20 protein-coding genes are annotated in these 25,476 nt (G+C 65.5%); 9 read left to right on the top strand and 11 right to left on the bottom strand.

Annotation, left to right across the window (positions count from 1 at the left end; genetic code table 11):
- The first annotated feature begins 440 nt into the window (after positions 1–440).
- Positions 441–5,114 (top strand): glutamate synthase large subunit, encoded by a 4,674-nt coding sequence (gltB, locus tag AC1DW9_RS08740; protein ID WP_476855073.1) that lies wholly within the window; start codon positions 441–443, stop codon positions 5,112–5,114.
- A gap of 23 nt (positions 5,115–5,137) precedes the next feature.
- Complete coding sequence (locus AC1DW9_RS08735) at positions 5,138–6,559, top strand: glutamate synthase subunit beta (RefSeq protein WP_069879097.1); 1,422 nt, start codon at positions 5,138–5,140, stop codon at positions 6,557–6,559.
- A gap of 146 nt (positions 6,560–6,705) precedes the next feature.
- On the opposite strand, the gene AC1DW9_RS08730 is transcribed toward AC1DW9_RS08735, so the two are convergent.
- The 3 genes from AC1DW9_RS08730 to galE form a co-directional block, all read right to left on the bottom strand.
- Complete coding sequence (locus tag AC1DW9_RS08730) at positions 6,706–7,938, bottom strand: SGNH/GDSL hydrolase family protein (RefSeq protein WP_441504336.1); 1,233 nt, start codon at positions 7,936–7,938, stop codon at positions 6,706–6,708.
- A gap of 65 nt (positions 7,939–8,003) precedes the next feature.
- Entirely contained in the window at positions 8,004–9,245 is a 1,242-nt protein-coding gene (locus AC1DW9_RS08725) for a lytic murein transglycosylase (RefSeq protein WP_441504335.1), read from the bottom strand.
- An 88-nt stretch (positions 9,246–9,333) separates the two neighbouring features.
- The gene (galE, locus tag AC1DW9_RS08720; RefSeq protein ID WP_441487908.1) at positions 9,334–10,323 is read right to left on the bottom strand and encodes a UDP-glucose 4-epimerase GalE; all 990 of its coding nucleotides are present in this window, start codon (positions 10,321–10,323) and stop codon (positions 9,334–9,336) included.
- A gap of 219 nt (positions 10,324–10,542) precedes the next feature.
- Between galE and galU the strand changes: the two genes are divergently transcribed.
- Entirely contained in the window at positions 10,543–11,421 is an 879-nt protein-coding gene (galU, locus tag AC1DW9_RS08715) for a UTP--glucose-1-phosphate uridylyltransferase GalU (RefSeq protein WP_441504334.1), read from the top strand.
- Between the two features lie 98 nt (positions 11,422–11,519).
- On the opposite strand, the gene AC1DW9_RS08710 is transcribed toward galU, so the two are convergent.
- On the bottom strand, positions 11,520–13,064 hold the full coding sequence (locus AC1DW9_RS08710; protein ID WP_441504333.1) for an outer membrane beta-barrel protein: 1,545 nt from the start codon (positions 13,062–13,064) through the stop codon (positions 11,520–11,522).
- A gap of 196 nt (positions 13,065–13,260) precedes the next feature.
- Here AC1DW9_RS08710 and AC1DW9_RS08705 point away from each other — a divergent pair, with 196 nt between their 5' ends.
- Complete coding sequence (locus tag AC1DW9_RS08705) at positions 13,261–14,235, top strand: KpsF/GutQ family sugar-phosphate isomerase (RefSeq protein WP_113511054.1); 975 nt, start codon at positions 13,261–13,263, stop codon at positions 14,233–14,235.
- Between the two features lie 4 nt (positions 14,236–14,239).
- Here the strand turns inward: AC1DW9_RS08705 and AC1DW9_RS08700 are convergent, their stop codons facing one another.
- On the bottom strand, positions 14,240–15,106 hold the full coding sequence (locus AC1DW9_RS08700; RefSeq protein WP_476775355.1) for a LysR family transcriptional regulator: 867 nt from the start codon (positions 15,104–15,106) through the stop codon (positions 14,240–14,242).
- Positions 15,107–15,227: 121 nt separating this feature from the next.
- On the opposite strand from AC1DW9_RS08700, the gene AC1DW9_RS08695 reads away from it, so the two are divergent.
- Both AC1DW9_RS08695 and AC1DW9_RS08690 read left to right on the top strand, forming a co-directional pair.
- On the top strand, positions 15,228–15,902 hold the full coding sequence (locus AC1DW9_RS08695; RefSeq protein ID WP_441504331.1) for an FMN-dependent NADH-azoreductase: 675 nt from the start codon (positions 15,228–15,230) through the stop codon (positions 15,900–15,902).
- Positions 15,899–16,225, top strand: a complete 327-nt coding sequence (locus AC1DW9_RS08690; RefSeq protein WP_441504330.1) for a DMT family transporter — start codon at positions 15,899–15,901, stop codon at positions 16,223–16,225. Before AC1DW9_RS08695 ends, AC1DW9_RS08690 begins: the two co-directional genes overlap by 4 nt.
- 13 nt (positions 16,226–16,238) lie before the next feature.
- On the opposite strand, the gene serA is transcribed toward AC1DW9_RS08690, so the two are convergent.
- From serA to AC1DW9_RS08670, 4 genes are all read right to left on the bottom strand, one after another.
- Positions 16,239–17,495, bottom strand: coding sequence for a phosphoglycerate dehydrogenase (gene serA, locus AC1DW9_RS08685; protein ID WP_441504329.1), 1,257 nt, complete (start codon positions 17,493–17,495; stop codon positions 16,239–16,241).
- 97 nt (positions 17,496–17,592) lie between these two features.
- Positions 17,593–18,039: an NfeD family protein gene (locus AC1DW9_RS08680; protein WP_441487900.1), complete on the bottom strand. Its 447-nt coding sequence runs from the start codon at positions 18,037–18,039 to the stop codon at positions 17,593–17,595.
- A 10-nt stretch (positions 18,040–18,049) separates the two neighbouring features.
- The gene (locus AC1DW9_RS08675) at positions 18,050–19,030 is read right to left on the bottom strand and encodes an SPFH domain-containing protein (protein ID WP_441487899.1); all 981 of its coding nucleotides are present in this window, start codon (positions 19,028–19,030) and stop codon (positions 18,050–18,052) included.
- A 124-nt stretch (positions 19,031–19,154) separates the two neighbouring features.
- Positions 19,155–19,613 (bottom strand): MarR family winged helix-turn-helix transcriptional regulator, encoded by a 459-nt coding sequence (locus tag AC1DW9_RS08670; RefSeq protein ID WP_441487898.1) that lies wholly within the window; start codon positions 19,611–19,613, stop codon positions 19,155–19,157.
- Between the two features lie 120 nt (positions 19,614–19,733).
- Here AC1DW9_RS08670 and AC1DW9_RS08665 point away from each other — a divergent pair, with 120 nt between their 5' ends.
- Positions 19,734–20,594, top strand: coding sequence for an alpha/beta fold hydrolase (locus tag AC1DW9_RS08665; RefSeq protein WP_476775380.1), 861 nt, complete (start codon positions 19,734–19,736; stop codon positions 20,592–20,594).
- Positions 20,595–20,643: 49 nt separating this feature from the next.
- Here the strand turns inward: AC1DW9_RS08665 and hemH are convergent, their stop codons facing one another.
- Positions 20,644–21,708, bottom strand: coding sequence for a ferrochelatase (gene hemH / locus AC1DW9_RS08660; RefSeq protein WP_441487896.1), 1,065 nt, complete (start codon positions 21,706–21,708; stop codon positions 20,644–20,646).
- Positions 21,709–21,876: 168 nt separating this feature from the next.
- On the opposite strand from hemH, the gene AC1DW9_RS08655 reads away from it, so the two are divergent.
- Positions 21,877–23,397 carry a bifunctional metallophosphatase/5'-nucleotidase gene (locus tag AC1DW9_RS08655; RefSeq protein ID WP_441487895.1) on the top strand — a complete coding sequence of 507 codons (1,521 nt, stop codon included), beginning with the start codon at positions 21,877–21,879 and terminating at the stop codon, positions 23,395–23,397.
- Positions 23,394–24,095: a uracil-DNA glycosylase gene (gene ung, locus AC1DW9_RS08650; RefSeq protein WP_441504327.1), complete on the top strand. Its 702-nt coding sequence runs from the start codon at positions 23,394–23,396 to the stop codon at positions 24,093–24,095. Before AC1DW9_RS08655 ends, ung begins: the two co-directional genes overlap by 4 nt.
- 144 nt (positions 24,096–24,239) lie before the next feature.
- Here ung and AC1DW9_RS08645 read toward each other — a convergent pair whose 3' ends face one another.
- Positions 24,240–25,472 carry a phenylacetate--CoA ligase family protein gene (locus AC1DW9_RS08645; RefSeq protein ID WP_441487893.1) on the bottom strand — a complete coding sequence of 411 codons (1,233 nt, stop codon included), beginning with the start codon at positions 25,470–25,472 and terminating at the stop codon, positions 24,240–24,242.
- Positions 25,473–25,476: the final 4 nt, after the last annotated feature.

Here is a 25,476-nt window from a genome sequence, read left to right as displayed (position 1 = left end):
ATTCTGGCAAATTCGTCTCAATAGGACAGTGTTACTGTCCCATTTTTCACCGCGCTGACATGAGGCCGCGAGCCTGATGTCGGACGATCGCAACGGAGCGGAGCAATGACGAGGGGCCCGGCCACGACCGCCACAGCCAACCGTAAACGCGCCGCCCGTAAAACGGCGGCGTAAACAGGCGCGACAGGGCTCTGGGAAGCCCGAGGCGCCTGCGGAGGACGCGGGCGCGGGATTAAAACAGCGCAAGCCCCCCTCTGACAGACGAACCTGGCCGGACTGGCTCCATCCTTGCTGCCTTGAAGGCTAGCAGGGGCCGGTGCGGACGGCGATGTAGACTGATGCGGGTCTCTCGGCGGAAGCGCGAGGGGTATGGCAAGCGGGGTTTGACGATGAGCGGAACCAGCAAGTCGGGTGTCTTCAGCAGCAAAGCTGTGACGACCATGACGGCCACCGAGCCGGTCCTGACGGTGCGCGATCCGGCCATGCCCGAGCGCCAGGGCCTCTACGATCCGTCCTTCGAGAAGGATTCCTGCGGCGTCGGCTTCATCGCCGACATGAAGAACCGCAAGACCCATGCGATCGTCGAGCAGGGCCTGCAGATCCTGCACAATATCGACCATCGCGGCGCTGTCGGCGCCGACCCCAAGCTAGGCGATGGTTGCGGTATCCTCACCCAGATTCCGCATCGCTTCTTCCAAGAGGAATGCGCGAAGCTCGGCATCGCCCTGCCCGAGCCCGGCCACTACGCCATCGGCCAGTTCTTCATGCCGCAGGATGCCGGCGACCGCGCCGTCTGCGAGGAGATCGTCGCACAGACGGTCGAGGAGGAAGGCCTGGTCTTCCTCGGCTGGCGCGACGTACCGGTCGATAACAGCGACCTCGGCGAAGCGGTGAAGGAAACCGAGCCGACCCATCGCCAGCTTTTCGTTGGCCGTCCGGTCGAGATCACCGACGAGGATGATTTCGAGCGCAAGGTCTATGTCCTGCGCAAGTCTGTTTCGAATAAGGTCTACAAGCGCCAGGACCGCGCCACCGCGACCTATTACCCGGTCTCGATGTCGGCCCGCACCATCGTCTACAAGGGCATGGTGCTCGTCACGCAGCTCGGCTCCTATTTCAAGGACCTGACCGATCCGCGCTTCGAGAGCGCGATTGCGCTCGTCCACCAGCGCTTCGCCACCAACACGTTCCCGTCCTGGCGCCTTGCCCACCCCTACCGGATGGTGGCGCATAATGGCGAGATCAACACGCTGCGCGGCAACGTCAACTGGATGGCTGCTCGTCAGGCCTCGGTCGATTCCGAGCTGTTTGGCGCGGATATCTCGAAGCTCTGGCCGATTTCCTACGAGGGCCAGTCCGACACCGCCTGCTTCGACAACGCCCTCGAATTCCTGGTCCAGGGCGGCTATTCGCTCGCCCATGCCATGATGATGCTCGTGCCCGAGGCCTGGGCCGGCAACCCGCTCATGGATGAAGAGCGCCGCGCCTTCTACGAATATCACGCCGCCTTGATGGAGCCCTGGGACGGCCCTGCCGCCATCGCCTTCACCGACGGCAAGCAGATCGGCGCGACGCTTGACCGCAACGGCCTGCGGCCCGCGCGCTATCTCGTCACCGATGACGGTCTCGTCGTGCTCGCTTCGGAATATGGCGTGCTGCCGATCCCGGAAGAGAAGATCGTCCAGAAGTGGCGTCTCCAGCCCGGCAAGATGCTGCTCATCGATCTCGATCAAGGCCGCATCATCGGCGATGACGAGATCAAGACCTCGCTCTGCCTCGCCAATCCCTACAAGGACTGGCTGAAGCGGACCCAGATCGTGCTGGAGGAGCTGCCGCCGGTCGAGGCGCGCGCCTCGCGCACCGATGTCGCCCTGCTCGATCGCCAGCAGGCCTTCGGGTACACCCAGGAAGACACCAAGATCCTGATGGCGCCCATGGCCGTGACCGGCCAGGAGGCCGTCGGCTCGATGGGCACCGACACGCCGATCTCGGCGCTCTCCTCGAAGTCGAAGCTGCTCTACACCTATTTCAAGCAGAACTTCGCACAGGTCACGAACCCGCCGATCGACCCGATCCGCGAAGAGCTGGTGATGAGCCTGCTCTCCTTCATCGGGCCGCGGCCGAACATCCTCGACCTGGAGGGCACCTCGCGCCGCAAGCGCCTTGAAGTGCGCCAGCCGATCCTGACCAATGACGATCTCGAGAAGATCCGTTGCATCGGTCACTACGAGGACCGCTTCGACACCAAGACGATCGACATCACCTATCCCGCGCGCGAAGGCGCAGCCGGCATGGAAGGCGCTATCGCACGGCTCTGCGAACGGGCCGAGGCGGCCGTGCATGGCGGCTACAACATCATCATCCTCTCCGACCGGCAGGTGGGGCCGGACCGCATTCCGATCCCGGCTCTGCTGGCGACGGCCGCTGTCCATCACCACCTGATCCGCAAGGGCCTGCGCACCTCGGTCGGTCTCGTTGTGGAATCCGGCGAGCCGCGCGAAATTCATCACTTCGCCTGTCTTGCCGGCTTCGGCGCCGAGGCGATCAACCCCTATCTCGCCTTCGAAACGCTCGAGGCGCTCTACGAGGCCGGCGAGTTCCCGCCGGAGGTCGACCGCTACGAGGTCGTCAAGCGCTTCATCAAGTCTGTCGGCAAGGGCCTGCTCAAGGTCATGTCCAAGATGGGCATCTCGACCTATCAGTCCTATTGCGGCGCGCAGATCTTCGACGCGATCGGCCTGAAGACCGAGACGATCAACAAGTACTTTGCCGGCACCGTGTCCTCGATCGAGGGCGTCGGCCTGCCGGAGCTCGCGGAAGAAACCGTGCGCCGGCATCGCGATGCTTTCGGCGACTCGCCGGTCTATCGCGATGCGCTCGATATCGGCGGCGAATACGCCTTCCGTATCCGCGGCGAGGACCATGCCTGGACGCCGGAGAACATCTCGCTGCTCCAGCATGCCGTCCGCGGCAATGCGCAGGACAAGTACAAGGCCTATGCCGAGCTGGTGAACGACCAGAGCCAGCGTTTCTCGACGATCCGTGGGCTGTTTCAGATCAAGGATGCCGACGCGCTCGGCACCAAGCCGATCCCGCTCGATCAGGTCGAGTCGGCGGCCTCGATCGTGCGCCGTTTCTCGACCGGCGCCATGTCCTTCGGTTCGATCAGCCATGAGGCGCATTCGACGCTCGCCATCGCCATGAACACGATCGGCGGCAAGTCGAACACCGGCGAAGGCGGCGAGGAGCCAGAGCGCTTCGTCAAGCTGCCCGACGGCCGCTCGATGCGCTCGGCGATCAAGCAGGTCGCCTCCGGCCGCTTCGGCGTCACGGTCGAATACCTCGCCAATTCCGACATGATGCAGATCAAGATCTCGCAGGGCGCCAAGCCCGGCGAGGGCGGCCAGCTGCCCGGCCACAAGGTCGACGCGCGCRTCGCCAAGGTCCGGCATTCGACCCCGGGYGTCGGCCTGATCWCSCCGCCGCCGCAYCACGACATCTACTCGATCGAGGAYCTGGCSCAGCTGATCYWCGACCTSAAGAACGYCAACCCGGCGGCCGATGTCTCGGTCAAGCTCGTCTCGGAGCTCGGCGTCGGCACGGTTGCGGCCGGCGTCGCCAAGGCACGCGCCGACCACATCACCATATCGGGCTATGAGGGCGGCACCGGCGCATCGCCGCTGACCTCGATCAAGCATGCCGGATCACCCTGGGAGATCGGCCTCGCCGAGACCCATCAGGTCCTGGTGCTGAACAAGCTGCGCGGGCGTATCGCGCTGCAAGTCGATGGCGGCCTTCGCACCGGCCGCGACATCGTCATCGGTGCCCTGCTCGGCGCCGACGAGTTCGGCTTTGCCACCGCTCCGCTGATTGCGGCCGGCTGCATCATGATGCGCAAGTGCCACCTCAACACCTGCCCGGTCGGCGTCGCGACCCAGGATCCGGTGCTGCGCAAGCGCTTCAAGGGCGCGCCCGAGCACGTCATCAACTTCTTCTTCTTCCTCGCCGAGGACGTGCGCGAGATCATGGCGAGCCTCGGCGTCGCCAGGTTTGACGATCTCGTCGGCCGCTCCGACTGGCTCGACAAGAAGCAGGCGATCGACCACTGGAAGGCAAAGGGACTCGACTTCACCCGGATTTTCCACAAGCCGGAGGTGAAGGGCGAAGTCGCCATCCGCCATGTCGAGCGCCAGAAGCACCCGATCGACACCGTGCTCGACCGGACGCTGCTCGCCGAGGCTGCATCCGCCCTCGACAAGGGCGAGGCTGTGGTCATCACGAGCCCGATCCGCAACGTCGACCGCTCGACCGGTGCGATGCTCTCGGGCGAAGTCGCCAAGCGCTACGGCTATGCCGGCCTGCCGGCGGACACGATCACGGTGAAGCTCACCGGCACGGCCGGCCAGAGCTTTGGCGCCTGGGTCGCCAATGGCGTCACACTCGATCTCACGGGCCAGGCCAATGACTATGTCGGCAAGGGTCTCTCAGGCGGGAAGCTGATCATCCGGCCGTCGCCGGATGCGCAAACCATCGCCGAGAATTCGATCATCGTCGGCAACACCGTGCTCTACGGCGCAATCTCGGGCGAATGCTACTTCCGCGGCGTCGCCGGCGAGCGCTTCGCCGTGCGCAATTCCGGCGCGATCGCCGTGGTCGAGGGCACCGGCGATCATGGCTGCGAATACATGACCGGCGGCGTCGTCGTCGTGCTCGGCCAGACCGGCCGCAACTTCGCGGCCGGCATGTCCGGCGGTGTCGCCTATGTGCTCGACGAGGACAAGAGCTTCGCCAAGCGCTGCAACCTCTCCATGGTCGATCTCGAGCCGGTCACCGAGGAGGAGGAGCTGATGCAGCGCATCCACCACCATGGCGGCGACCTCGAGTTCAAGGGCCGGATCGACGTGATGGCCAACATGTCCGGATACGACGCCGAGCGCCTGCACCAGCTCGTCGCCGATCATCACCGCTACACGGGCTCGCAGCGGGCCAAGGACATTCTCGAGAACTGGACGGAATACCTGCCCAAATTCGTCAAGGTCATGCCGGTCGAATACCGGCGTGCCCTCCTCGAAATCGAGCGGGCGCAAGCCGGCATGTCGGTCGCGGCCGAGTAACCCAATCAGGCGGATGTGAGACGATGGGCAAGGTAACCGGCTTCCTCGAGATCGACCGTCGCGACCGGAAGTACCTTCCGGCTTCGGACCGGATCAGGAACTACAAGGAATTCGTCATTCCGCTCGGCGCGGAGGCAACCCGCGACCAGGCGGCGCGCTGCATGAATTGCGGCATCCCGTATTGTCACAACGGCTGTCCGGTCAACAACCAGATCCCGGACTGGAACGACCTCGTCTACAACGACAAGTGGCGCGAGGCGCTGGACAACCTGCACTCGACCAACAACTTCCCGGAGTTCACCGGCCGCGTCTGCCCTGCCCCCTGCGAGGCGTCCTGCACGCTGAATCTCGAGGACACGCCGGTCACCATCAAATCGATCGAATGTGCGATCGTCGACAAGGGCTGGCAGGAGGGCTGGATCATCCCCCAACTGCCGCGTGCCAAGACCGGCAGGAAGATCGCCATCATCGGCTCCGGTCCGGCGGGCCTCGCTGCGGCCCAGCAGCTCGCCCGTGTCGGCCACGAGGTGCATCTCTATGAGCGCCAGGCGCGCGCCGGCGGCCTGCTGCGCTACGGCATTCCGGACTTCAAGATGGAGAAGTCCCATGTCGAGCGCCGTGTCCGCCAGATGGAGGCCGAAGGCGTCGTCTTCCACTACAATGCCAATGTCGGCGTCGATATCGACCCGGCCGAGTTGCTGGCGCGCTATGACGCCGTCGGCCTGACCGGTGGCGCCGAGAAGCCGCGTGATCTGCCGATCGAGGGTCGCGAGCTCGCTGGCATCCAGTTCGCCATGGATTTTCTGCCGCAGCAGAACCGTCGCGTCGGCGGCGAGGCAGCCAACGGCAATGGTGCCGAGATCCTGGCGACGGGCAAGCATGTCGTGGTCATCGGCGGCGGCGATACCGGGTCTGACTGCATCGGCACCTCGGTGCGCCAGGGTGCGCTCTCGGTGACTCAGATCGAGATCATGCCGCAGCCGCCGGAGAAGGAAAACAAGGCGCTGACCTGGCCGAACTGGCCGCTCAAGCTCCGAACCTCCTCCAGTCACGAGGAGGGGGCCGAGCGCGACTTCGCCATCACCACGCTGAAGTTCACCGGCGAGAATGGCCAGGTCCGCCGGCTGAACTGCGCCCGCGTCGACAATGCGCTGAAGCCGATCCCGGGCACCGAGTTCGACCTCAGGGCCGATCTCGTCCTGCTCGCCATGGGCTTCGTCTCGCCGGTCCGTGAAGGCTTGATCGAGAAGCTCGGCGTCACGCTCGACAAGCGCGGCAATGTCGAGGCGAACACGCTCGCCTACAAGACTTCGGTCGAGAAGGTGTTTGTCGCCGGCGACATGCGCCGCGGCCAGTCGCTGGTCGTCTGGGCGATCCGCGAAGGTCGCCAGATGGCCCATTCCATCGACAAGCACCTGATGGGCGAGACCATCCTGCCGCGATAGGGAGATCCCTTCTCCCGCTCGGGGAGGACATGTCGCAGCCGGCGTCGCATGAGGGGAGCAGGTGGCCCGAGTTGCCCCTTGCCCGTCTCGGCGCTGCGGGGCTCCCCTTCTCCCGAAGGGAAGCGGGATATTCGTGTCGGTTCCGGTCAGTTCCGGCGCGGCCAGCGGTAATCGTCGATGCGACCCGGCTTCGGTTCGCTCGCGACCCCCTCGCCGAACACGCGGTCGAGTTGGGTGGCGAGGTCGCCCCGTCCTCTCGCCTCCTGGATCGAGGCGAGCAGCGCCCGGTCCCCATTGGACGACACCCCTGTTAGCGGCATGATCGGACCTGCGAGCGGCTTTGCCTGCAGCAAGGGGCCAAGGCCGCCGAGGTCGGGCAATCCCTGGACCATACGGTCGATCAGGCGTTCGATGCCGCCGGCCTGCAGTTCCGGATTGCTTGGAGCCCCGGTCTCGGGCGCGACCGGAAGCGCGATCACGCCTTGTTCCGGACGCCCCTCGATCAGACGGCGGATCACCACATCGATGAAGTGAGCGGCCTTGCGTGCCCCCGCCTTGGTGAAATGAATGCCATCGGCGGTGCGCAATCGCGTCGTCTGCCCGGATACATCGGGCCCCATCGCCCTATAGCGGTTCTCGGCATCGACATAACCGCCCCAGAGATCGATGTACTGGCCGCCGGCCCGCTCGACACGCTGCCGATAGACGTCGTTGAGAATGACATAGTCGGCGGTAAGGCGTGAATTCTGGACGGGCGGGAGACCGACCCAGAGCAAGGGAATGCGTTTCGCCGCAAAAGCCCCGGCGATGCCGTCGACCCGATCCCGATAGAGTTCCAGCCAACGCTCGCTCAGCGGCTCATGAAGGGTCTCGCCTTCACGGATCGCTTGCCGATCATTGAGCCCGAGCAGCATCACGGCGACGGTGATCTTCTGGTCGCTCGCCAGCAGATCGGTGACCGCCTTGGGCCAATCGTAGAAATCGGCGCGGACAAGACCGGATTCGAGTTTCGTCTTGCGCATCACCGCGACGTCGGGACGATCATTCAAGGCCTCGACGAGCCCGCCGACCACGAGATCGCCAAGCGAATCCCCCAGCACGACGATATGGTGGCTGACATCGACCTTGGGGATGACCGGATCGTCGCGTACGACCACCGGCGACGTCCTGCGTGCCTGGGCTGGCGCCACGCGCTGGCGCTGTGGCGCGGGCTGGGGCTGCGGCTGAAGTCGGCTGAAGGGAAAAACGAACCCGCGGCCACGCTGCAGCGTGGGATCACGCGTCAGCATCGTGTCGTTCTCGGCAAAGGAGGACGGGCCGCCGGTCAGCAGCAGGAGCAGGGCAGCCCCCAGAACCATCAGAAGTGAACGCAAACGCATGGCGCTCTCGGTCCTACGCCGGCCGACGGAGTTCGCCGGCATCATACCGCGGTCGGAGGCTGGAGTCAGCGCGCCCCACGCATGCGCGCGAGAAGCGCCGGCGTCGGGTAGCCATCGGCGATCTGGCCAGCGCTCAGCTGGTATTGGCGCACCGCCTCGCGTGTGCCGGTGCCGATGCGCCCGTCGGCATCATGATCATAGAAGCCAAGCACCTTCAGCCGCCGCTGCAGATCCTTGGTTCCTGCCATGTCCAGCCGCGGCGCCGAGACCGGCCATTCAGCCTGGATTGCCGGACGCCCTGCGATCCGGTCGCCGAGATGGCCGACCGCAAGCGCATAGGCGTCAGAGGAGTTGTATTTCTTGATGACGTCGAAATTCGCGGTCAGCAGCATGACGGGGCCGCGATAGCCGGCAGGAAAGAACAGCCGCGCCTCACCCGAGGATGGCAGCGCCCGCCCATCGGCCCGCCGCACCCCTGCCGCGTTGAAGGCAGAGAAACTTGCCTTGTTGATGCGGTGATCGAAATTCTCCGGGAGCCTCACTTCCATGCCCCAAGGCAGGCCCGGCACCCAGCCGTAGCCCTTGAGGTAGTTGGCGGTCGAGGCCAGTGCGTCGCTGGTCGAAGCCCAGATATCGGCATGCCCGTCTCCGGTGAAGTCGACGGCGTATTTCATGTAGCTCGACGGCATGAACTGGGTGTGCCCCATCGCTCCCGCCCAGGAGCCGCGCAGCTCGCTGCGCTCGACATAGCCCTTTTCGATCAGCTCGAGCGCCGTCAGCAGTTCATCGCGGAAGAAGTCGCCGCGATAGCGGATATGGGCGAGCGTCGCGAGCGAGCGGATCGTGTCCTTGTCGCCCTTGAACGAACCGTAATTGGTTTCCATGCCCCAGACGCCGAGCACGACCTCCTTGGGCACGCCATAGCGGGCTTCGACCTGGGCGAGCGTATTTGCATTGTCGGCCGCAGCGTCACGCCCGCGTGCGACGCGCGTGCCACCGACAGCGTTGTTGAGATAGGTCCAGATCGGCGCCGAAAACTCCGATTGCTTCTTCGTCAGCGCGACGATCGAGGCATCCGGCGTCACCCCGCGAAAGGCCAGATCGAAGGTCTTGCGCGAGATGCCGCGCGCCTGCGCCTGCGGCCAGAGCCGCTGCAGGAAGGCATCGAAGGACGCCTGGCCCTGCCCGGCGGTCGCAGCATTCGTGCTGTGCGAGCGCGCCGAGGCGTTGATCGAGCCTGTCGTCTGAGCCAGCGCCGGGACGAGGCTGGCTGTGGCCACGGCGAGGACGAGGGACAGGCGGCGCATGGGCAAAAACCTTGCTAGGACAGGCTGGGCGTAAACGACTTCAGCAACAGCGCCCGAACAAGATTAACCATGGGTTAACGTAGCGCAATCACCGCGCGTTTCGGGTCCGCAGAACCTCTTCCCAGGCCAGGGCTTGCGTCACGATCTGCGTCAGATCGTCATGTTCCGGCTGCCACCCGAGTTCGGCGCGGATGCGGTCGGCCTTGGCAACCAGGGACGCCGGATCGCCGGCCCGGCGCGGCGAGAGCTTGACCGGGAAATCCGTCCCCGACACCTGCTTCACCACCTCGACCACCTCCTTCACCGAATAGCCACGACCATAGCCGCAGTTCAGTGTCAGGCTGGCGCCATCATCGCGCAAATGATCGAGCGCCGCCAGATGCGCCCGCGCCAGATCGGTGACGTGGATATAGTCGCGCACGCAGGTGCCATCCGGCGTCGGATAGTCCGTGCCGAAGATCTCGAGCCCGGCGCGCTGGCCGAGCGCCGCCTGGCTCGCGACCTTGATCAGATGGGTGGCGTTCGCCGCGGACTGCCCGGAACGGCCGCGCGGATCGGCCCCGGCCACGTTGAAATAGCGCAGTGCCACATAGGTCAGGCCGTGGGCACGCGCGACATCGCCGAGCATCCACTCGCTCATCAGCTTCGAGCGGCCATAGGGGTTGATCGGCGCAAGTCCGATCTCCTCGGGCACGGGGCTGACGGCCGGCTCACCATAGACTGCTGCCGTCGAGGAGAAGATCACGTGCTTGACGCCACCGCGCACCGCGCTCTCGAGCAGGGCGCGCGTCTTCACGGTGTTATTGAGATAGTAACCAAGCGGATCGGAAACCGAATCGGGCACCACGATCTTGGCTGCGAAATGCGCAATCTCGGTGATGCCATGCTCGGCGATGACGCGCTCGACCAGAGCCTGATCGCCCATATCGCCTTGTACGAATGTCGCTTCCGGGGGCACGGCCCACCAGAAGCCGGTCGAGAGATCGTCGAGCACGACGACCTTTTCGCCGCGATCGAGCAGCTCCAGCACCATATGGCTGCCGATATAGCCGGCGCCGCCCGAGACCAGAATCGTCATGTATCGTCTCCGATTGTCATCGCTCTGGCATAGGCCTTAAGCAAAAAGGATTGACGACGCATCAAGCGACGATTGGTATCAGGAACAGGCTGGCCCGCCTTTCGCCAGAATTGCGCGACAGCCTTGGCAACAGCTGGCATTGATCGGGGCACGCCGGCTTCCTACGCTTTGCCCTTCCGACGCAGGCGCACCACGCTAGGTGCGCGAAATGGGTTTTTCATGACGAAACGCATCCGCAAGGCCGTCCTTCCCGTCGCGGGCCTTGGTACCCGCTTCCTTCCCGCCACCAAGGCGGTCCCCAAGGAAATGCTGACCATCGTCGACCGTCCGGTCGTCCAGCATGTCGTCGACGAGGCCAGGGCAGCCGGCATCGAGCATTTCGTCTTCGTCACCGGCCGCAACAAGGGCGTGATCGAAGACCATTTTGATATCGCCTATGAGCTCGATGACACATTGGCCAAGCGCGGCAAGATGAAGGAACTGGAGGCGCTCAGGGCGGATCTGCCGCCGGCGGGCGCCGCGAGCTTCCTCCGTCAGCAGGCTCCGCTTGGCCTTGGCCACGCCGTCTGGTGCGCACGCGATGTCATCGGTGACGAGCCCTTCGCCTTGCTGCTGCCGGATATGCTCCATCACAGCCTCGGCAAGGGCTGCCTCGCCGAGATGATCGACGCCTTCGAGAAGCACGGCGGCAACCACATCGGCGTGGCGCCGGTGCCGGACGACCAGACCCATCAATACGGGATCGTCGGCGTCGAGGACGTGAAGGCCAAGGTCTCGAAGATCACGAAGATGGTCGAGAAGCCGGCAAAGGGAACGGCCCCCTCGAATCTGCACATCACCGGCCGCTACATCCTGCAGCCGACGATCTTCAATCTGCTGGCGAACCAGGAAACAGGCGCCGGCGGCGAAATCCAGCTCACCGATTCGATGATCGCACTATCCCGGCAGGAGCCCTTCTACGCCGTGCGCTTCGATGGGGATATATACGACACCGGTTCGAAACTCGGCTTCCTGACCGCCAACATCGCCTATGCGCTCCAGCGCGGCGACCTTGGCCCGCAACTGCGCGCGGAAATCGAGCGGCTGCTCGAGGCGTAACCGTCGCACCGTCGTTCCCGGGCCAGGCCCGATGCGGGCCCGGGAACCCGAGGTGATGAGGGGGCCGGCGCGGCGCCGGCCATCATGCCAAGCCTGGCTTAGAACTGCAGCCGCAGGCCGACCTGCGCGACATTGGCCGTGTAATCCGAGTTCGGCGCAGTCGAGTTCAGGCGTTCGTGGGTGAAGCTCGCCCGCACGGCGAAGGTCCGCGTCAGCTTGTATTCGAGCCGGGCGCCGATCGCCGTATAATCTTCACGCAGCCCCTGCCCCTCATAGGCGGTGCGGCCGAAGGTGGTGAAGCCGGTCACAGTCAGATTGCGGCGCAAGGCATGAGCCACCTCGAGGGTGGCTCGTCGCGCCCAGGTGCCGCTGCTGCCCGAGATCGTCGTATCGCCAAGCTCGGAGGTGCCGCGCAGCGTCACCGTCGTCAAAGGGGTCGGCGTCCACAGGATCGCGGCATCGCCAACCATGCCGCGCAGGTTCCTCAGCCGGGGATCCTCATAGGCCCGGTCCTGATAGCCCACGGACACTTCGCCCGTGACCAGCCGGCTGATTTCGAAAGTGGAGCCGACACTGACGGTGTACCCGTTCGAAGAGCGCTCAAACCCATTGGAATCCACCCGCTGGTCATACTGGCGCGTGTCAATATCGCCCTGGATGAAAGGCCTGAGGCCCGGCGTCAGCTCATAGCCGGCTCGTAGCCGCAAGCCATAGTCCGTCTGGTTGCGGTCGGCCTGGCTCAGGGTTGCGCCGCTGATCAGCTTCGCGTTCTCGAAGTCCTGGCGGTCGACTGAACCCCGTAGCGTCAGCTGCAGACGGTTGATGTCATGCGTGACACCGGCCGAGCCGCCATAGAAATAGGTCAGCGGCCGGCCGACGACCGGCGCATTGAGGTCCGGCGAACCGGGACGCTGCGTATCGAGCCTGAGGCGGCTTTCCAGCAGGATGCGGGTATCGCGGGTGGCATCGAGCCGAAGATCAAGCGCCCCCTCGCCATCCGGGCGCGAGGCTTCGCCATCGCGAAAATACTCGGAATAGGCGCCGCGCAGCCTGCCCCTCAACTGATGCACGTTCCAGTCCGACTGGATGCCAAGCTCGCCCTCGTAACGAGCGAAGCCTGAGCCCTTGTTCGGGCCGGAGACGCGCTGCGGATTGCTGTCATAGCCAACGGAATTCGTCGTCGCCGGGGTCAGAATGACATTGCCAAGCCTGAGCCCCAGCGGCGCGTAGGGGTCTTCCTCGACGATCGAACGCCGCCGCAGCGGCGGCGGCGCCGCCGGGCCTGGTTGCGGCAATGTCGAAACGGCCGGTTGGGGCGCGCGGAACTGGCGCTGCGTGACGCCGCGAAGGCCGGGCGCCAGGACCTGGCGGCTGGCGCGCGGCGGCGCGCGGTTGGAAATCGTCGAAGGCTGGTTCTGGATCAAGGCAGCCGGATCGCGCACCGCCTCGGGAATCGGCGAGGTCGCGTTCTGCTGTGCCTGATCCGGCGTCGCCTGGGCCTGGGCGACATAGGCGGGTACGGTGCTGCGCAGGCTCGGGGCCCGCGCCTGCTGCGCCCATGCCGTATCGATCGCCGGCCATGCCGCCGCAAGGCCTGCTGCTGCAGCGCCTGTCAAAAGCACGGTCGTGACGCGACGGGACACGAGGAGAGCGAACTCCGGAACAAGCCAAGGCGCGCCCGGATGGCGCGCATGGTTAACGGAGTTAGAACGAAGAGGGTTAACGTGCCGTCAATGCACCCTGCTGCGAGGCTTGGCAGCCCTGCTGCGAGGCTTGGCAGTCCTGCTGCAAGGCTTGACGGTGGAAGTCCCCGCCCGGACTGTGCTAGACGCCCCAGCCATGACAGCCGATATCCGCGCCTCGGCGCTCCGCACCATCGCGACCGAGCGCACCGGGCTCGATACGCTTCACACCGCGCTCGCCAACGGCCTGGGCGAACCCTTTGCAGCCGCTGTGGAGTTGATCCGCGCTGCCGCCGGCCGTGTCGTCGTCACCGGCATGGGCAAATCGGGCCATGTCGGGCGTAAGCTCGCAGCGACCTTGGCTTCGACCGGGACCCCTGCCCTCTTCGTGCATCCGGCCGAAGCGAGCCATGGCGATCTCGGCATGGTCCAGCCGGAGGATGTCGTCATCGCCCTCTCCTGGTCCGGAGAGGCGGCGGAGCTGTCCGCCATCGTCGCCTATACCCGCCGTTTCCGCGTCGGCCTGATCGCGCTGACCGCCAATGCCGAGAGCGCGCTTGGCCGCGAGGCCGACATTGCCCTCGTGATCCCGAAGGCGGAAGAGGCCTGCCCGAACGGGCTCGCCCCCACGACCTCGACGACCATGCAGATCGCGCTCGGCGACGCGCTCGCGATTGCGCTGCTCGAGGCCCGTGGCTTTTCGCGCCAGGATTTCTTCGTCTACCACCCCGGCGGCAAGCTCGGCGCGCAGCTCAAGACGGTCGAGAGCATCATGCATCGTGGCGAGGGCCTGCCCCGCGTCGGCCTCGACACTGCGCTGCCGGATGTGATCGCGATGATCTCGGCCAAGGGTTTTGGCTGCGCAATTGTCACCGATCTCGACGGGCGCCTCGCCGGCATCGTCACCGATGGCGACCTGCGCCGCAAGCTCGGCTCCGGCGGGCCGAGCGCTTTGCGCGCCCGCGATGTGATGACCCCATCCCCGCGCCGCATCGCCCCCGATGCGCTGGCCGTCGAGGCACTCGAGATGGTCAACCGGTTGCGCATCACGGCATTGGTCGTCGCGGACGCTGAGGAACGTCCGGTCGGCCTCGTGCATGTGCATGACCTGCTGACGCTCGGCGTCGCCTGAACCGTCAGGCCAATCGCTCGCGCAATGCCTTCGCCGCGTGCCGGGTGAAGGCCCGGACCCGGGCGGCATGACGCAGATCGGGATGGGTCAAAACCCAGATCTCGGATGCAAGCTCAGGAACCGGCTCGCTCAGGCGAGCCAGTCCGAGCGATGGCTCGTCGCCGAGATAGCTCGGCAAAAGCGCATGAGCCCCTGATCGCGCCGCAACGGCCGCCGCGAAGAATGAATCCACGCTTGCACCGACACGCTCCGTCGGAACGTGATCACGCAGCCAGCGCGCCGCCGGGGCATGCATCAGGGCCGGCGCAAGGCCGATCCATCGCCGAGTCGCCAGAAGCTGGGTCATGTCTCGCACACCTCCGTCGTCATTCGCCGAATAGGCTGCAAAGCCGAAGCGCGCGGCCCGCTGCCCGACCAGGGCTTCCGGCGGAGCATGCGTCGGCCTGATGGCAACATCGGCCTCGTTGCGCGCCATATCGGCCATCGCATTGGAGAATTGCAGCTCAACCGACATCTGCGGATGCGCGTCCGCGAAGCTGAGCACGATCGGCGCGACGATATAGGCCAGCGTATCGACCGTCGTGACCTTCAGCGTGCCGCGGAGGCGGTTGTCCCGGCCCGCGACCGCCCGGTTCAGTTCATCCAGCCGCTGCTCGATATCGCCCGCGCGTTGGATGATCTCCTCCGCGAACACCGTCGGGACATAGCCGTCCACCCCGCGTTCGAAGAGCGGATTGCCAAGCCGACGCTCCAGCGCCTCGAGCCTGCGATAGGCCGTCGCCGGATGGGTCTGGAGCATCTCGGCCACCTGCTTCATCCGGCCGGCGCGCGCGATCGCGAGGATCAGGGCGAGATCATCATGGGTCAACATCGTCGTCGCATTCTTGCGAAATCATTTCGCATATCAAGCATTTGAAGTCGCATCAGCGCAATCCACCTTTCATGCAGTCGCGCTCCCGCTTGGAGCGTCTACGTTACGAGGTTTGCGTCACATGACACGGCTGCTCTTCATCCAGGCTTCCCCGCGCAAGGCGGATTCGGCCTCGTCTTCCAGCGCGCAGCACTTCCTTGCCGCCCTCCAGGCAAGGCTGCCCACACTCTCGGTCGAGACGCTCGACCTCTGGGCCGCGGAGCTGCCGCAATTCGACGGCGCCATGCTGGCGGCGAAATATGCCCGCCTCGCCAGGCGCGATCTCAACGCCCCGGAACAGGCGGCCTGGCGGGTCATCGAGGGAATGATCGCCCGTCTCGCCGGAGCCGATCTCGTGCTGATCGCGACGCCGATGTGGAATTTCGGTATCCCCTACAAGCTCAAGCACTGGATCGACCTCGTCACCCAGCCGGGGCTGAGCTTCTCCTTCGATCCTGCGACGGGATACACGCCGCTGCTGAGGTCGCGCCCGACGCTCGCCATCCTCGCAAGCGCTGGCGACTATAGCGAAGGGCCGAGCCGGGGTCGGCCCGATCTTGCGACGCCCTATCTCAAGGCAGCACTCGGCTTCATTGGCCTCAGCGACGCCATCGTGGTCTGCCAGGGGCCCACGATCGGTCCGGATCAGGAGGTCGCTGAAGGCCGCACGCATGTGCATGCCCGTCTTGAAGAGATCGCCGCCAGCTTTGCAGTCACGGTGGGAATTGGCACGGAACGGCTCAGGAGCGCGTCATGACAACGGGCTGGGCCTGGATCGCCCTCGTCGTCTCCGGCATCGTCGATGTCGCCTGGGCGCTCAGCATGAAGAAGGCCAACGGCTTTCGCGACCTGCACTGGGCGCTTGTCTCGGTGCTGCTTCTGGTCGTCTTCGTCGTGCTTCTGATCAAGGCGCTGGACGTGCTGCCGCTCGGCACGGCCTATGCGGTCTGGACAGGCATCGGCGCGCTCGGCTCGGTGCTCGTCGGCATCCTCGTCTTCGGCGAGCCGGCCACGATCGCCCGTCTCTTCTGGATCGCGCTGGTGCTCGTCGGCATCGTCGGGCTGAAGACGACGGCGTGAGCGGGTTACCCGCTCACTGCCTCTCGTAGAGCAACCGCGCCCGGATCGTGCCGTCGAGCGCCCTGATCTCGGCCAGGATGGCGTCCGCATCGGCACCGATGCGGTCGGCCTCCATCACGACATAGCCGATCTCGCCATCGGTCTGGTAGTTCTGGGCGGAGATATTGACCTCGCGCCGGGCGAAGATGTCGTTCAGCCGCCGCAGCATGCCGGGCTCGTTGCGCTGGACATGGATGAAGCGCGTCCCGATCGGACGCGGCGCCAGTTGCACCTGCGGGAAGTTCACCGCGCCGACAGTCGAACCGATATCCGAATAATCGACCAGCTTGCGCGCCACCTCGGCACCGATGCGCTCCTGTGCCTCCTCCGTCGAGCCTCCGACATGCGGCGTCAGGATGACATTGGGCAGGCCCTGCAGCGGCGAGACGAAGCGCTCGCTGTTCGAGGCAGGCTCCTTTGGGAACACATCGACGGCGGCCCCCGCAAGATGGCCGCTGCCCAGCGCCTCGGCCAGCGCATCGAGATCGACGACGGTGCCGCGCGAATTGTTGATGAGATAGCTGCCCTTGCGCATCGCGGCGATCTCGGCCTTGCCGATCATGCCATGGGTCGCGGGCGTCTCCGGCACATGCAGCGAGATCACGTCGCAGGAGCCGAGCAAGTGCTTCAGGCTGTCGACGGGTTCGGTATTGCCATGACGCAGCCGGTCGGTGTGGTCGAAATAGAGCACCCGCATGCCCATCGCCTCGGCCAGTGTCGAGAGCTGGCTGCCGATATTGCCGTAGCCGATGATCCCGAGCGTCTTGCCGCGCACCTCGAAGCTGCCATTGGCCGACTTGTCCCAGCCGCCGTCATGCGCAGAACGCGACCGGTCGGGGATGCGCCGCAGCAGCATGACGATCTCGCCAATGGTGAGCTCGGCGACGCTGCGGGTATTCGAGAACGGCGCATTGAAAACGGGGACGCCACGCGCGCGGGCGGCCTGCAGGTCGACCTGATTGGTTCCAACCGAGAAGCAGCCGACGGCAAAGAGGCGGCTTGCGCGCTCGAAAACGTCGGCCGTGAGCTGCGAACGCGAACGGATGCCGAGCACATGCACCTTCTCGACAGCCTTGAGCAGCTCATCGTGATCGAGTGCCTTGGGCAGGCGGATCATGTTGGTATAGCCGGCCTGGACCATCAGATCGGCAGCGGAATCATTGATGCCTTCGAGCAGCAGGACACGGATCCGGTCCTTTGGCAGCGACAGGCGTTCGGTCTGGTCTGGCATGGTGCGCTTCGCTTGCGGCGGGAGTTCCCTATAGACCCCGCGCATCGATATGGGCAGCCCGATTTCGCATCAGCGAGATGAACTGGCGGCGCAACGTTCAGGCTTTCTCGACCACCAGCGTCGCACCGTCGACGCGCACGACCCGCACTTCGGAGCCAGCCAGCAGCTCGGGCCCGGTGATTCGCCAGGAGGAATCGCCGACGCGGATGCGGCCCTCGCCACCGGTCATGGTGGCATCGAGCCTGAAGACCTTGCCGATCAGCTGCCGCCCGCGGTCGTTCAGACCCTGCGCCGCATCCGGTTCATCCGACTTGCGCCGGGTCAGGGCCCGGCCCGCAAGGACACTGGCGACCGACAAAGCCGCGAAGATCAGCGCCGCGCCTTGCCAGCCCACCCCGGTCAGGCCAACCACGAGCCCAGTCAGCAGCGCAGCAAGGCCGAGCCAGATCAGGAAGACACCGGGTGCCAGCAACTCGCCGCCAATCAGGACGAGGCCGATCACGACCCAGCCCCAGCCCCCGATCGATCCAAACCAGTCCAGCATCGTCGTACCCTCAGGCGCTCGTCCGGCCGGAGGCGGGAACCGAGCCGGTGCGGCGCGCCTCGATCGCGTCCTCGCCAAAAACCGCGCGCGTGAGCTGTGCGATGCCGCCGACCGTGCCGGCCAGCGCCGCTGCTTCGATCGGCACGATCACCACCTTGCTGTTTGGCGCGCTGGCGATGGCCTTGAGCGCATCGGTATAGCGCTCGGCGATCAGGAAATTCGCGGCCTGGATATCACCACGGCTGATCGCCTCGCTGACCATGGCTGTCGCTGCCGCTTCGGCCTGGGCCAGCCGTTCGCGTGCCTCGGCATCGCGCAACGCCGCTTCCTTGCGGCCCTCGGCTGCAAGGATCTGCGATTGCTTCTGCCCTTCCGCCTTGAGGATCTCGGCCTGCCGCAGGCCTTCCGCCTCCAGCACCGCCGCGCGCTTCTCACGCTCGGCCTTCATCTGCCGGTTCATCGCGCCGGCGATATCCGCGGGCGGCAGGATGTCCCGGATCTCGATGCGGGTGACCTTGACGCCCCAGGGCGAAGCCGCGGCATCCATGACCCGCAGCAACCGCTCGTTGATCTCGTCGCGATGCGACAGCAACTGGTCGAGATCCATCGAGCCGACGACGGTGCGGATATTGGTCATGGTCAGCACCATCAGGGCCTGATCGAGCGACGAAACCTCATAGCAGGCCTTGGCTGCGTCGAGCACCTGATAGAAGGCGGCAGCGTCGATCCGGACGCCGGCATTGTCCTTGGTGATCGCCTCCTGGCTCGGAATGTCGAGCACCTGCTCCATGACATTCACCTTGTGGCCGACCCGGTCGATATAGGGCACGATCAGGCCGAGGCCCGCCCCGAGCGTTCGCGAATAGCGGCCGAAGCGTTCGATCGTATAATTATAGCCCTGCGGAACAGTGCGAACCCCCAGCGCGATCGTCAGGATGACGAGCAGCACCAGAATCACGACAACGATGTCGAAACTGAAGATCTGATTCATTTGGCTCCGCCAGTCCGCCAGTCACGCTCTGGAGTTTCATGCTCCAGCATTCAAAGGGGCCCGAGGCCCCGATGCACGCAACCTGACGATTGCGACGACCATGTGCAAGCGGGGGCTGCATCGCTCAGCCTTCCAAGGCCTTTGAGACCCGCCGCATCAACTCGCCGACCATCGCGCATTCATCGTCGCTGAGCACGAGCATCATCGCCTCGATGCGCTGGACATGGATCGCCATCGCCTTGCGCGTCAGCACCTCGCCTTCCGGCGTCAGCCAGAGCCGGCGCACGCGGCGGTCAGCCTCGTCGCCACGACGCTCGATCAGCTCGCGCCGCTCCAGCTCCGGCAGCAGCATGCTCATCGCGCTGCGGCCGACGAGCAGCTTCTCCGCCAGCGCCTGCTGGGTCAGGCCCGGCACATGGAAGACATTCGCAAGAACGTCATAATGCGCGAGCTGAATGCCGAGCGGCGCAAGCGCCTCGCTGAACACCTTCTTCCAGAGCGCGTGCACGCGCGCGACCGCGATCCAGTTATGGAAGCGCGGCAGTTCCCAGGGCAGCACCTGCCTGTCCTCAGGCTGAGCCATGTCGGAGTTCGCCGAAATCGGCTCTTGCTTTTTGTTCATGGTTGAACATATTTGTTCAGCATTGAACGAACTAGAGGTCGCACCATGGCCGGTTCAGCACTCCGTATCATTTGACCGCTCATCCGCCTCTCCAGCTTCGTTGCACCGAAGACGGCCGGGCATCTTGCCTTCAAGGCCTTTTGTACGCCGCCACGGCGGCAACAGGGAACCGCGAAACGAAAGGCGGCCACAAAAGCCGCATCCGAACGGCTGGCCGGCGCGACACGCCACGCCATTCCCTACCCCTGTGGCTCGGTCACCGCCTATCTCTTCGAGCCGAACGGGCAGAAGCCGTCCGGTTCCCCTTCGCCGTCCGTGATCCTCCTGCATGGCTGGATCAGCGAGGCGGCCTTCATGACCGCCTTCGTCGCGCCGCTGACCGCGGCCGGCTTCCGTGTCGTCGCCTATGATCTGCCCGCCCATGGCGACTCGACGGGCAGCGAGCTCAATATTCCGCTCGGTGTCGCCAGCCTCGCTGCCGTCGCGCGCGCCTTCGCACCGGTCCACGCCATCGTGACTCATTCCTTCGGTGGAGCGATCGCCATGGCTGCGCTCGCCCGCACCGTACCGGGGCAGCCGGCCGTCACGGCGAACCGGCTGGCGCTGATCGCCGCCCCCTCCTCGATCACCGAGATCACCCGCCAGTTCGGCACGACGATCGGTCTCGGCCGGCGCGGCCAGGCGGCGCTGGAACGACGCATCCATGTCGTAGCTGGCAACCCGGTCGAGGCCTTCGAGGGTCGTAACCAGCTCGCAGCGATCGCCAAGCCGACGCTGGTGATCCATTGCCGCGACGATCGGGAACTGGGTTTTCACCATGCCGAGGCCTTGGCCGCAGCCGGGCCCGGCGTCACGCTCGAGCCCGTGAAGGGGCTCGGCCACCGCCGCATCCTGCAGGCGAAGGCAGTGGTCGAAAGCGTCAGCCGGTTCGTGGCCGGTTAGGCTTCTGCGCTGCGGCCGCAACGGCTGCCGCAGCCGGTGCGCGAAAGCGCTACACCCAGCCCATCAGCTCGCGGCGCACGACGGCCTCGAGCACCCTGATCCCCTCGTCGGAATCGTTCAGGCACGGTAAATAGGCGAACTGCTTGCCGCCATTGTGCAGGAAGATCTCGCGGTTCTCGACATCGAGCTCTTCCAGGGTTTCCAGGCAGTCCGCCGAGAAGCCCGGCGCAACGATGGCGAGCGATTTCGTTCCTGCTTCGGCCAGCGCCTTCACGGTCTCGTCGGTATAGGGCTGCAGCCACTCATCCGGCCCGAAGCGTGACTGGAAGGTCAGGCGGAAGCGCTCTTCCGGCAGGCCGAGTTCGTCGCGCAGCAGCCGCCAGGTCTTGACGCACTGGCAGTAATAAGGATCGCCCTTGAGCAGATATTCCTTCGGCATGCCGTGGAACGAACAGAGGATCACGTCCGGGTCGAAATCGAGCTTGGCGAGCGAGGCGCGCATCGAGGTTGCGAGCGCCGCGATATAGACGGGATCGTCATGGTAGGGCGGCGCGACCCTGACCGCGGGCTGCCAGCGCATCTGCATCAGCGCCCTAAAAGCCTGATCGCAGGCGGTTGCCGAGGTCGGCGCCGCATATTGCGGATAGAGCGGCACCATCAGGATGCGGTCGCAACCCTGGTCCTGCAGCGCCTTCAACCGGCTTTTCACATCGGGAAAGCCGTAACGCATCGCCCAGTCGAAGACGATGCGCTCGCCGGCATAGGATTTCAGCCGCTCCGCGAGCTGCTCGGTCTGCGAGCGCGTGATCGTCTTCAGCGGCCCCTCATCGCGCTCCTTGTTCCAGATCGAGGCATAGTCCTTGCCCTTCCGGCCCGGCCGCGTCGTCAGGATGATGAGGTTGAGTAGCGGCCACCAGACCCAGCGCGAGGTCTCGATCACCCTGCGGTCGGACAGGAATTCCTTGAGATAGGCCCGCATCGGCCAGTAACCCGTGCCTTCCGGGGTACCGAGATTCATCAGCAGCACGCCGATGCGCGAGCCACGCAACGGCCGATGGTCGGAGGGCAGCTTCACGGGGAGTGGGCCGGCGGCGGGCTTGGTCTTGACTGTCATCGATCCCGGACTTTCGTTTCTTCGTGATTTAGACGAGTTAGAGCATTCGTCCAGCCGCGAAGGCCCGGGGTGCGACATCGGCACCCCTGCATAATCGGCTAACCGTTTCCGCTGGTCAGCGGCACGCGGTTTGCTAATCTGGATTTCTTCTCAACAGGGCCTTGCTCCATGACCAAGCTGACCCGTCGCCGCGCTCTCGGCGTCCTTGCCGCCCCGGCCGCGCTTGCCGCCACCGCGCCGGTTGCCAGGGCGCAAGCTCCGGCCCCTGCCTTCACGCTGCTGCTGCTCAACGACATCTACAAGATGAGCGACGACAAGGGCCGCGGCGGCTTCGCCCGCGCCTCGGGCATCGCCAAGGCCGAACGGGCTCGCGGCATACCCGTGCTCTTCTGCCACGCGGGCGACTGCTACTCCCCCTCCCTGATGTCGGGCTTCGACCAGGGCGCCCATATCGTCACGATGCAGAACAAGATGGGCATCGACGTCTTCGTGCCCGGCAACCACGAGTTCGACTTCGGCAAGGACAATTACCTCAAGCTCACCGCCGCCCAGACCTACCCGACCTTTGCCGCGAACCTGCGTGACGCCGCCGGCAACGCGCTGCCCGGCCACAAGGACTCGCAGATCTTCGAGCTTGGCGGCATCAAGGTCGGCGTCATAGGCACCACCTATGATCCGACGCCGCAGCTCTCCAATCCCGGCGACCTGAAATTCTCCTCGACCATGGAGGCCTTGCGGCGCGAGGCGCGGGCGTTGAAGTCGCAGGGCGCCGATATCCTCGTCGGTGTCGTCCATGCTGACCGCGCCACGGATTTGACGATCGTGCGCTCGCGCGTCGTCGACATCCTGCTCACCGGGCACGACCATGATCTCGCCATCGCCTATGACGGCAAGGTCGTGATGGTGGAATCGAACGAGGAGGGCAATTACGTCACCGCCATCGATATCGCCGCGAAGGTGACCGGCGAGGGCGCCAATCGCCGTGTCGAGTGGACGCCGACATTTCGCGTCAACGATTCCCGCGCTGCGACGCCCGATCCGGAGGTTGCCGCGATCGTCAAGGGCTACGAGAGCGAGCTGTCGAAGGAACTCGACATCGAAATCGCGACGCTCGCCGCCCCGCTCGATTCCCGCACCAGCATGATCCGCACGCAGGAAACCGCGATCGGCAACCTGATCGCCGATGCGATCCGCGCTGCAACCGGCGCCCAACTCGCCATCACCAATGCCGGCGGCATCCGAGCCAACAAGCAATACGCCGCTGGCCACAAGGTCACCCGGCGCGACGTGCTGAGCGAGCTGCCCTTCGGCAACGCCACCGTGATGGTCGAGATTACCGGCAAGGACGTGAAGGACGCGATCGAGAACGGGCTGAGGGACGCACCGCAAGGCGCGGGGCGTTTCCCTGTGGTCTCGGGTCTCAGCTTCGAGGCCGATCTCAAGCAGCCGCAGGGCTCGCGCGTCACAGCTGTCACCGTCGACGGCAAACCGATCGAGCCCACCGGCAAGTACACGGTCGCCTCCAACAATTTCATGCTGGAAGGCGGCGATGGCTACACTGCGCTCGGCCGCGGCCGGACGTTGCTCGGCCTGACCGACGGCAAGCTCATGGCGAACGAGGTCATGGTCTATCTGCGCCGACTCGGCACCGTCGACGCAAAGGTCGAGGGACGGGCCGTCCTGAAGTGAGCGGTTATGCGGCGGCGCTGACGCGCTTTCTGGCAAGTCGGGCAAGCAAGGACTGGCGCGAACTCGCTGTCTTCCGTCCTGGAGGCGCTGCAGAGCGGGCGGCCGCGGCTGCCGATGCCGAGCGCGCGGCCGGGCATGTCGTGGCGCCCGCACCTGAACGGCTGCTCGCAGCCCTGGCGGAAACGCCATTCGAGACAGTGCGGGCATTCGTGCTCGGCCAGGACCCCTATCCGACACCCGGCCATGCCAATGGCCTTGCCTTCTCCTATGTCGGCCCGCCGCCTCTGCCGCGTTCGCTGGTCAATATCTACAAGGAGCGGACGGAGGATCTCGGACAGGCCGCACCGGTGAGCGGCGACCTGTCATCCTGGGCCTCGCAGGGTGTGCTGTTGCTCAACACGGCCCTGACGGTGCGCGAAGGCGCGAGCAAGGCGGGCTCGCATCTCTCGCTCGGCTGGGGGGCGGTGACGGACGCGATCATCACCGCCGTCTCTACCTCGCGCCCGCATGTCGTTTTCCTGCTCTGGGGTGCTCCGGCCCAGGCCAAGCGCGGCCTGATCGACGAGCGCCGGCACCACGTGATCGCCAGCGCGCATCCATCGCCGCTTTCGGCACGGCGAGGCTTCTTCGGGTCGAAGCCGTTCAGCCGGGCGAATGAATGGCTGGTCGCGAAGGGCGAGGCGCCGATCGCCTGGTGACGGGCGCGACGCCGTTGGATCGCTTCAACCTCCCGAGCCGACCGGCATGGCTGCGGGAAGCGGAGCACAGCCTATCCTGCACGCAGACACTGGAAGCACGGACCGTAGCGTCGGCGGACGGGGATCGTGGACCCGGCGCCATTCCTATCCCACCGGCCGCTCGTCAGCGATGACCTTCCCGTCATTGGGCAATGCCCCGAGCGGCAGGATCTCCACCGCTCCCTTGAGCTTTGTCACCTGCTGCAGGGTCGAGGACATCGCATCGACAAGTCCGGCGGGCTCGGCATAGATCTCGGCCTTGAGCGTCATCGTGTCGAGCTCGTCGGCGCGGCCGATGACCAGCCTGAGCTTGGCGATCTCCGCGTGCCGCCTGGCGATCTCGGCGACCTGCTCTGGCCGCACGAACATGCCCTTGATTTTGGCGGTCTGGTCGGCGCGCCCCATCCAGCCCTTGATGCGCGTATTGCTCCGGCCGCACGCGCTCGCGCCCGGCAGCACAGCCGTGAGATCCCCGACGGCCAGCCTGATCTGCGGGTGATGCGGATCGAGATTGGTGACGACGATCTCGCCAACCTCGCCTTCGGCCACAGGATCGCCCGTACCCGGCCGCACGATCTCGACGATCAGGTTCTCGTTCAGAAGCATGCCTTCGCGCGCCGACGTCTCATAGGCGATGACGCCGATATCGGCGGTGGCATAGAGCTGATAGGCATCGATGCCGCGCTCCTTGACCCAAGCCTGCAGCGAGGGCGGGAAGGCAGCCCCCGACACCACCGCGCGCTTAATGCAGGAGATATCGACGCCACGCGCCTCGGCGGCCTCGATCAGGATCTTCAGGAAATCCGGCGTGCCGGCATAGGCCTGCGGCCGATAGGCCGAGATCACCTCCATCTGCTGCTCGGTATTGCCCGGGCCGGCCGGTATCACGGCGCAACCAAGCGCACGTGCGGCCGAATCCATGATGAATCCGCCCGGCGTCAGGTGATAGCTGAAAGTATTGATGACGATATCGCCGCGACGGAAACCGGCCGCAAAGAGCCCGCGCGCCGCACCCCAAGGATCAACTCCCGTGCCCTCGGGCTCGAAAATCGGGCCGGGCGAGGTGAACAACCGGCCAAAGGACCCAGGCGATGCCGGCACGAAACCGCCGAAGGGCGGGGTGCCCCTGTGCAGTGCCGGCAGGTCGGCCTTGCGGAGCACCGGCAGCCGCGACAGCGCATTGCGATCGGTGATCGCTGCCGTGTTGAGCCCCTTCAGCCGCTCGGCATAGGCAGGCGCGGATAAGGCAGCCTCGAGCACGGGCCTCAGCCTCGCGAAGAGATCGGCCTCGCGCGCGTCGGAAGTGCGGATTTCGAGATCGTCGAGATGATCGCTCATCGCT

It is taken from the genome of Allobosea sp. P4_E12, from assembly GCF_056401655.1.
This window is presented reverse-complemented; position numbering and strand designations above follow the sequence as displayed.

Bases quoted from the DNA above. Each gene is read 5' to 3' on its own strand.
- AC1DW9_RS08670 (WP_441487898.1), bottom strand. From the start codon at position 19,613: ATGGCTCAGCCTGAGGACAGGCAGGTGCTGCCCTGGGAACTGCCGCGC.
- AC1DW9_RS08680 (WP_441487900.1), bottom strand. From the start codon at position 18,039: ATGCTGGACTGGTTTGGATCGATCGGGGGCTGGGGCTGGGTCGTGATC.
- AC1DW9_RS08655 (WP_441487895.1), top strand. From the start codon at position 21,877: ATGACCAAGCTGACCCGTCGCCGCGCTCTCGGCGTCCTTGCCGCCCCG.
- serA (WP_441504329.1), bottom strand. From the start codon at position 17,495: ATGCCAGACCAGACCGAACGCCTGTCGCTGCCAAAGGACCGGATCCGT.
- galU (WP_441504334.1), top strand. From the start codon at position 10,543: ATGACGAAACGCATCCGCAAGGCCGTCCTTCCCGTCGCGGGCCTTGGT.
- AC1DW9_RS08725 (WP_441504335.1), bottom strand. From the start codon at position 9,245: ATGCGCCGCCTGTCCCTCGTCCTCGCCGTGGCCACAGCCAGCCTCGTC.
- AC1DW9_RS08675 (WP_441487899.1), bottom strand. From the start codon at position 19,030: ATGAATCAGATCTTCAGTTTCGACATCGTTGTCGTGATTCTGGTGCTG.
- AC1DW9_RS08645 (WP_441487893.1), bottom strand. From the start codon at position 25,472: ATGAGCGATCATCTCGACGATCTCGAAATCCGCACTTCCGACGCGCGC.
- AC1DW9_RS08730 (WP_441504336.1), bottom strand. From the start codon at position 7,938: ATGCGTTTGCGTTCACTTCTGATGGTTCTGGGGGCTGCCCTGCTCCTG.
- AC1DW9_RS08695 (WP_441504331.1), top strand. From the start codon at position 15,228: ATGACACGGCTGCTCTTCATCCAGGCTTCCCCGCGCAAGGCGGATTCG.
- hemH (WP_441487896.1), bottom strand. From the start codon at position 21,708: ATGACAGTCAAGACCAAGCCCGCCGCCGGCCCACTCCCCGTGAAGCTG.
- galE (WP_441487908.1), bottom strand. From the start codon at position 10,323: ATGACGATTCTGGTCTCGGGCGGCGCCGGCTATATCGGCAGCCATATG.
- AC1DW9_RS08690 (WP_441504330.1), top strand. From the start codon at position 15,899: ATGACAACGGGCTGGGCCTGGATCGCCCTCGTCGTCTCCGGCATCGTC.
- AC1DW9_RS08735 (WP_069879097.1), top strand. From the start codon at position 5,138: ATGGGCAAGGTAACCGGCTTCCTCGAGATCGACCGTCGCGACCGGAAG.
- AC1DW9_RS08705 (WP_113511054.1), top strand. From the start codon at position 13,261: ATGACAGCCGATATCCGCGCCTCGGCGCTCCGCACCATCGCGACCGAG.
- AC1DW9_RS08700 (WP_476775355.1), bottom strand. From the start codon at position 15,106: ATGTTGACCCATGATGATCTCGCCCTGATCCTCGCGATCGCGCGCGCC.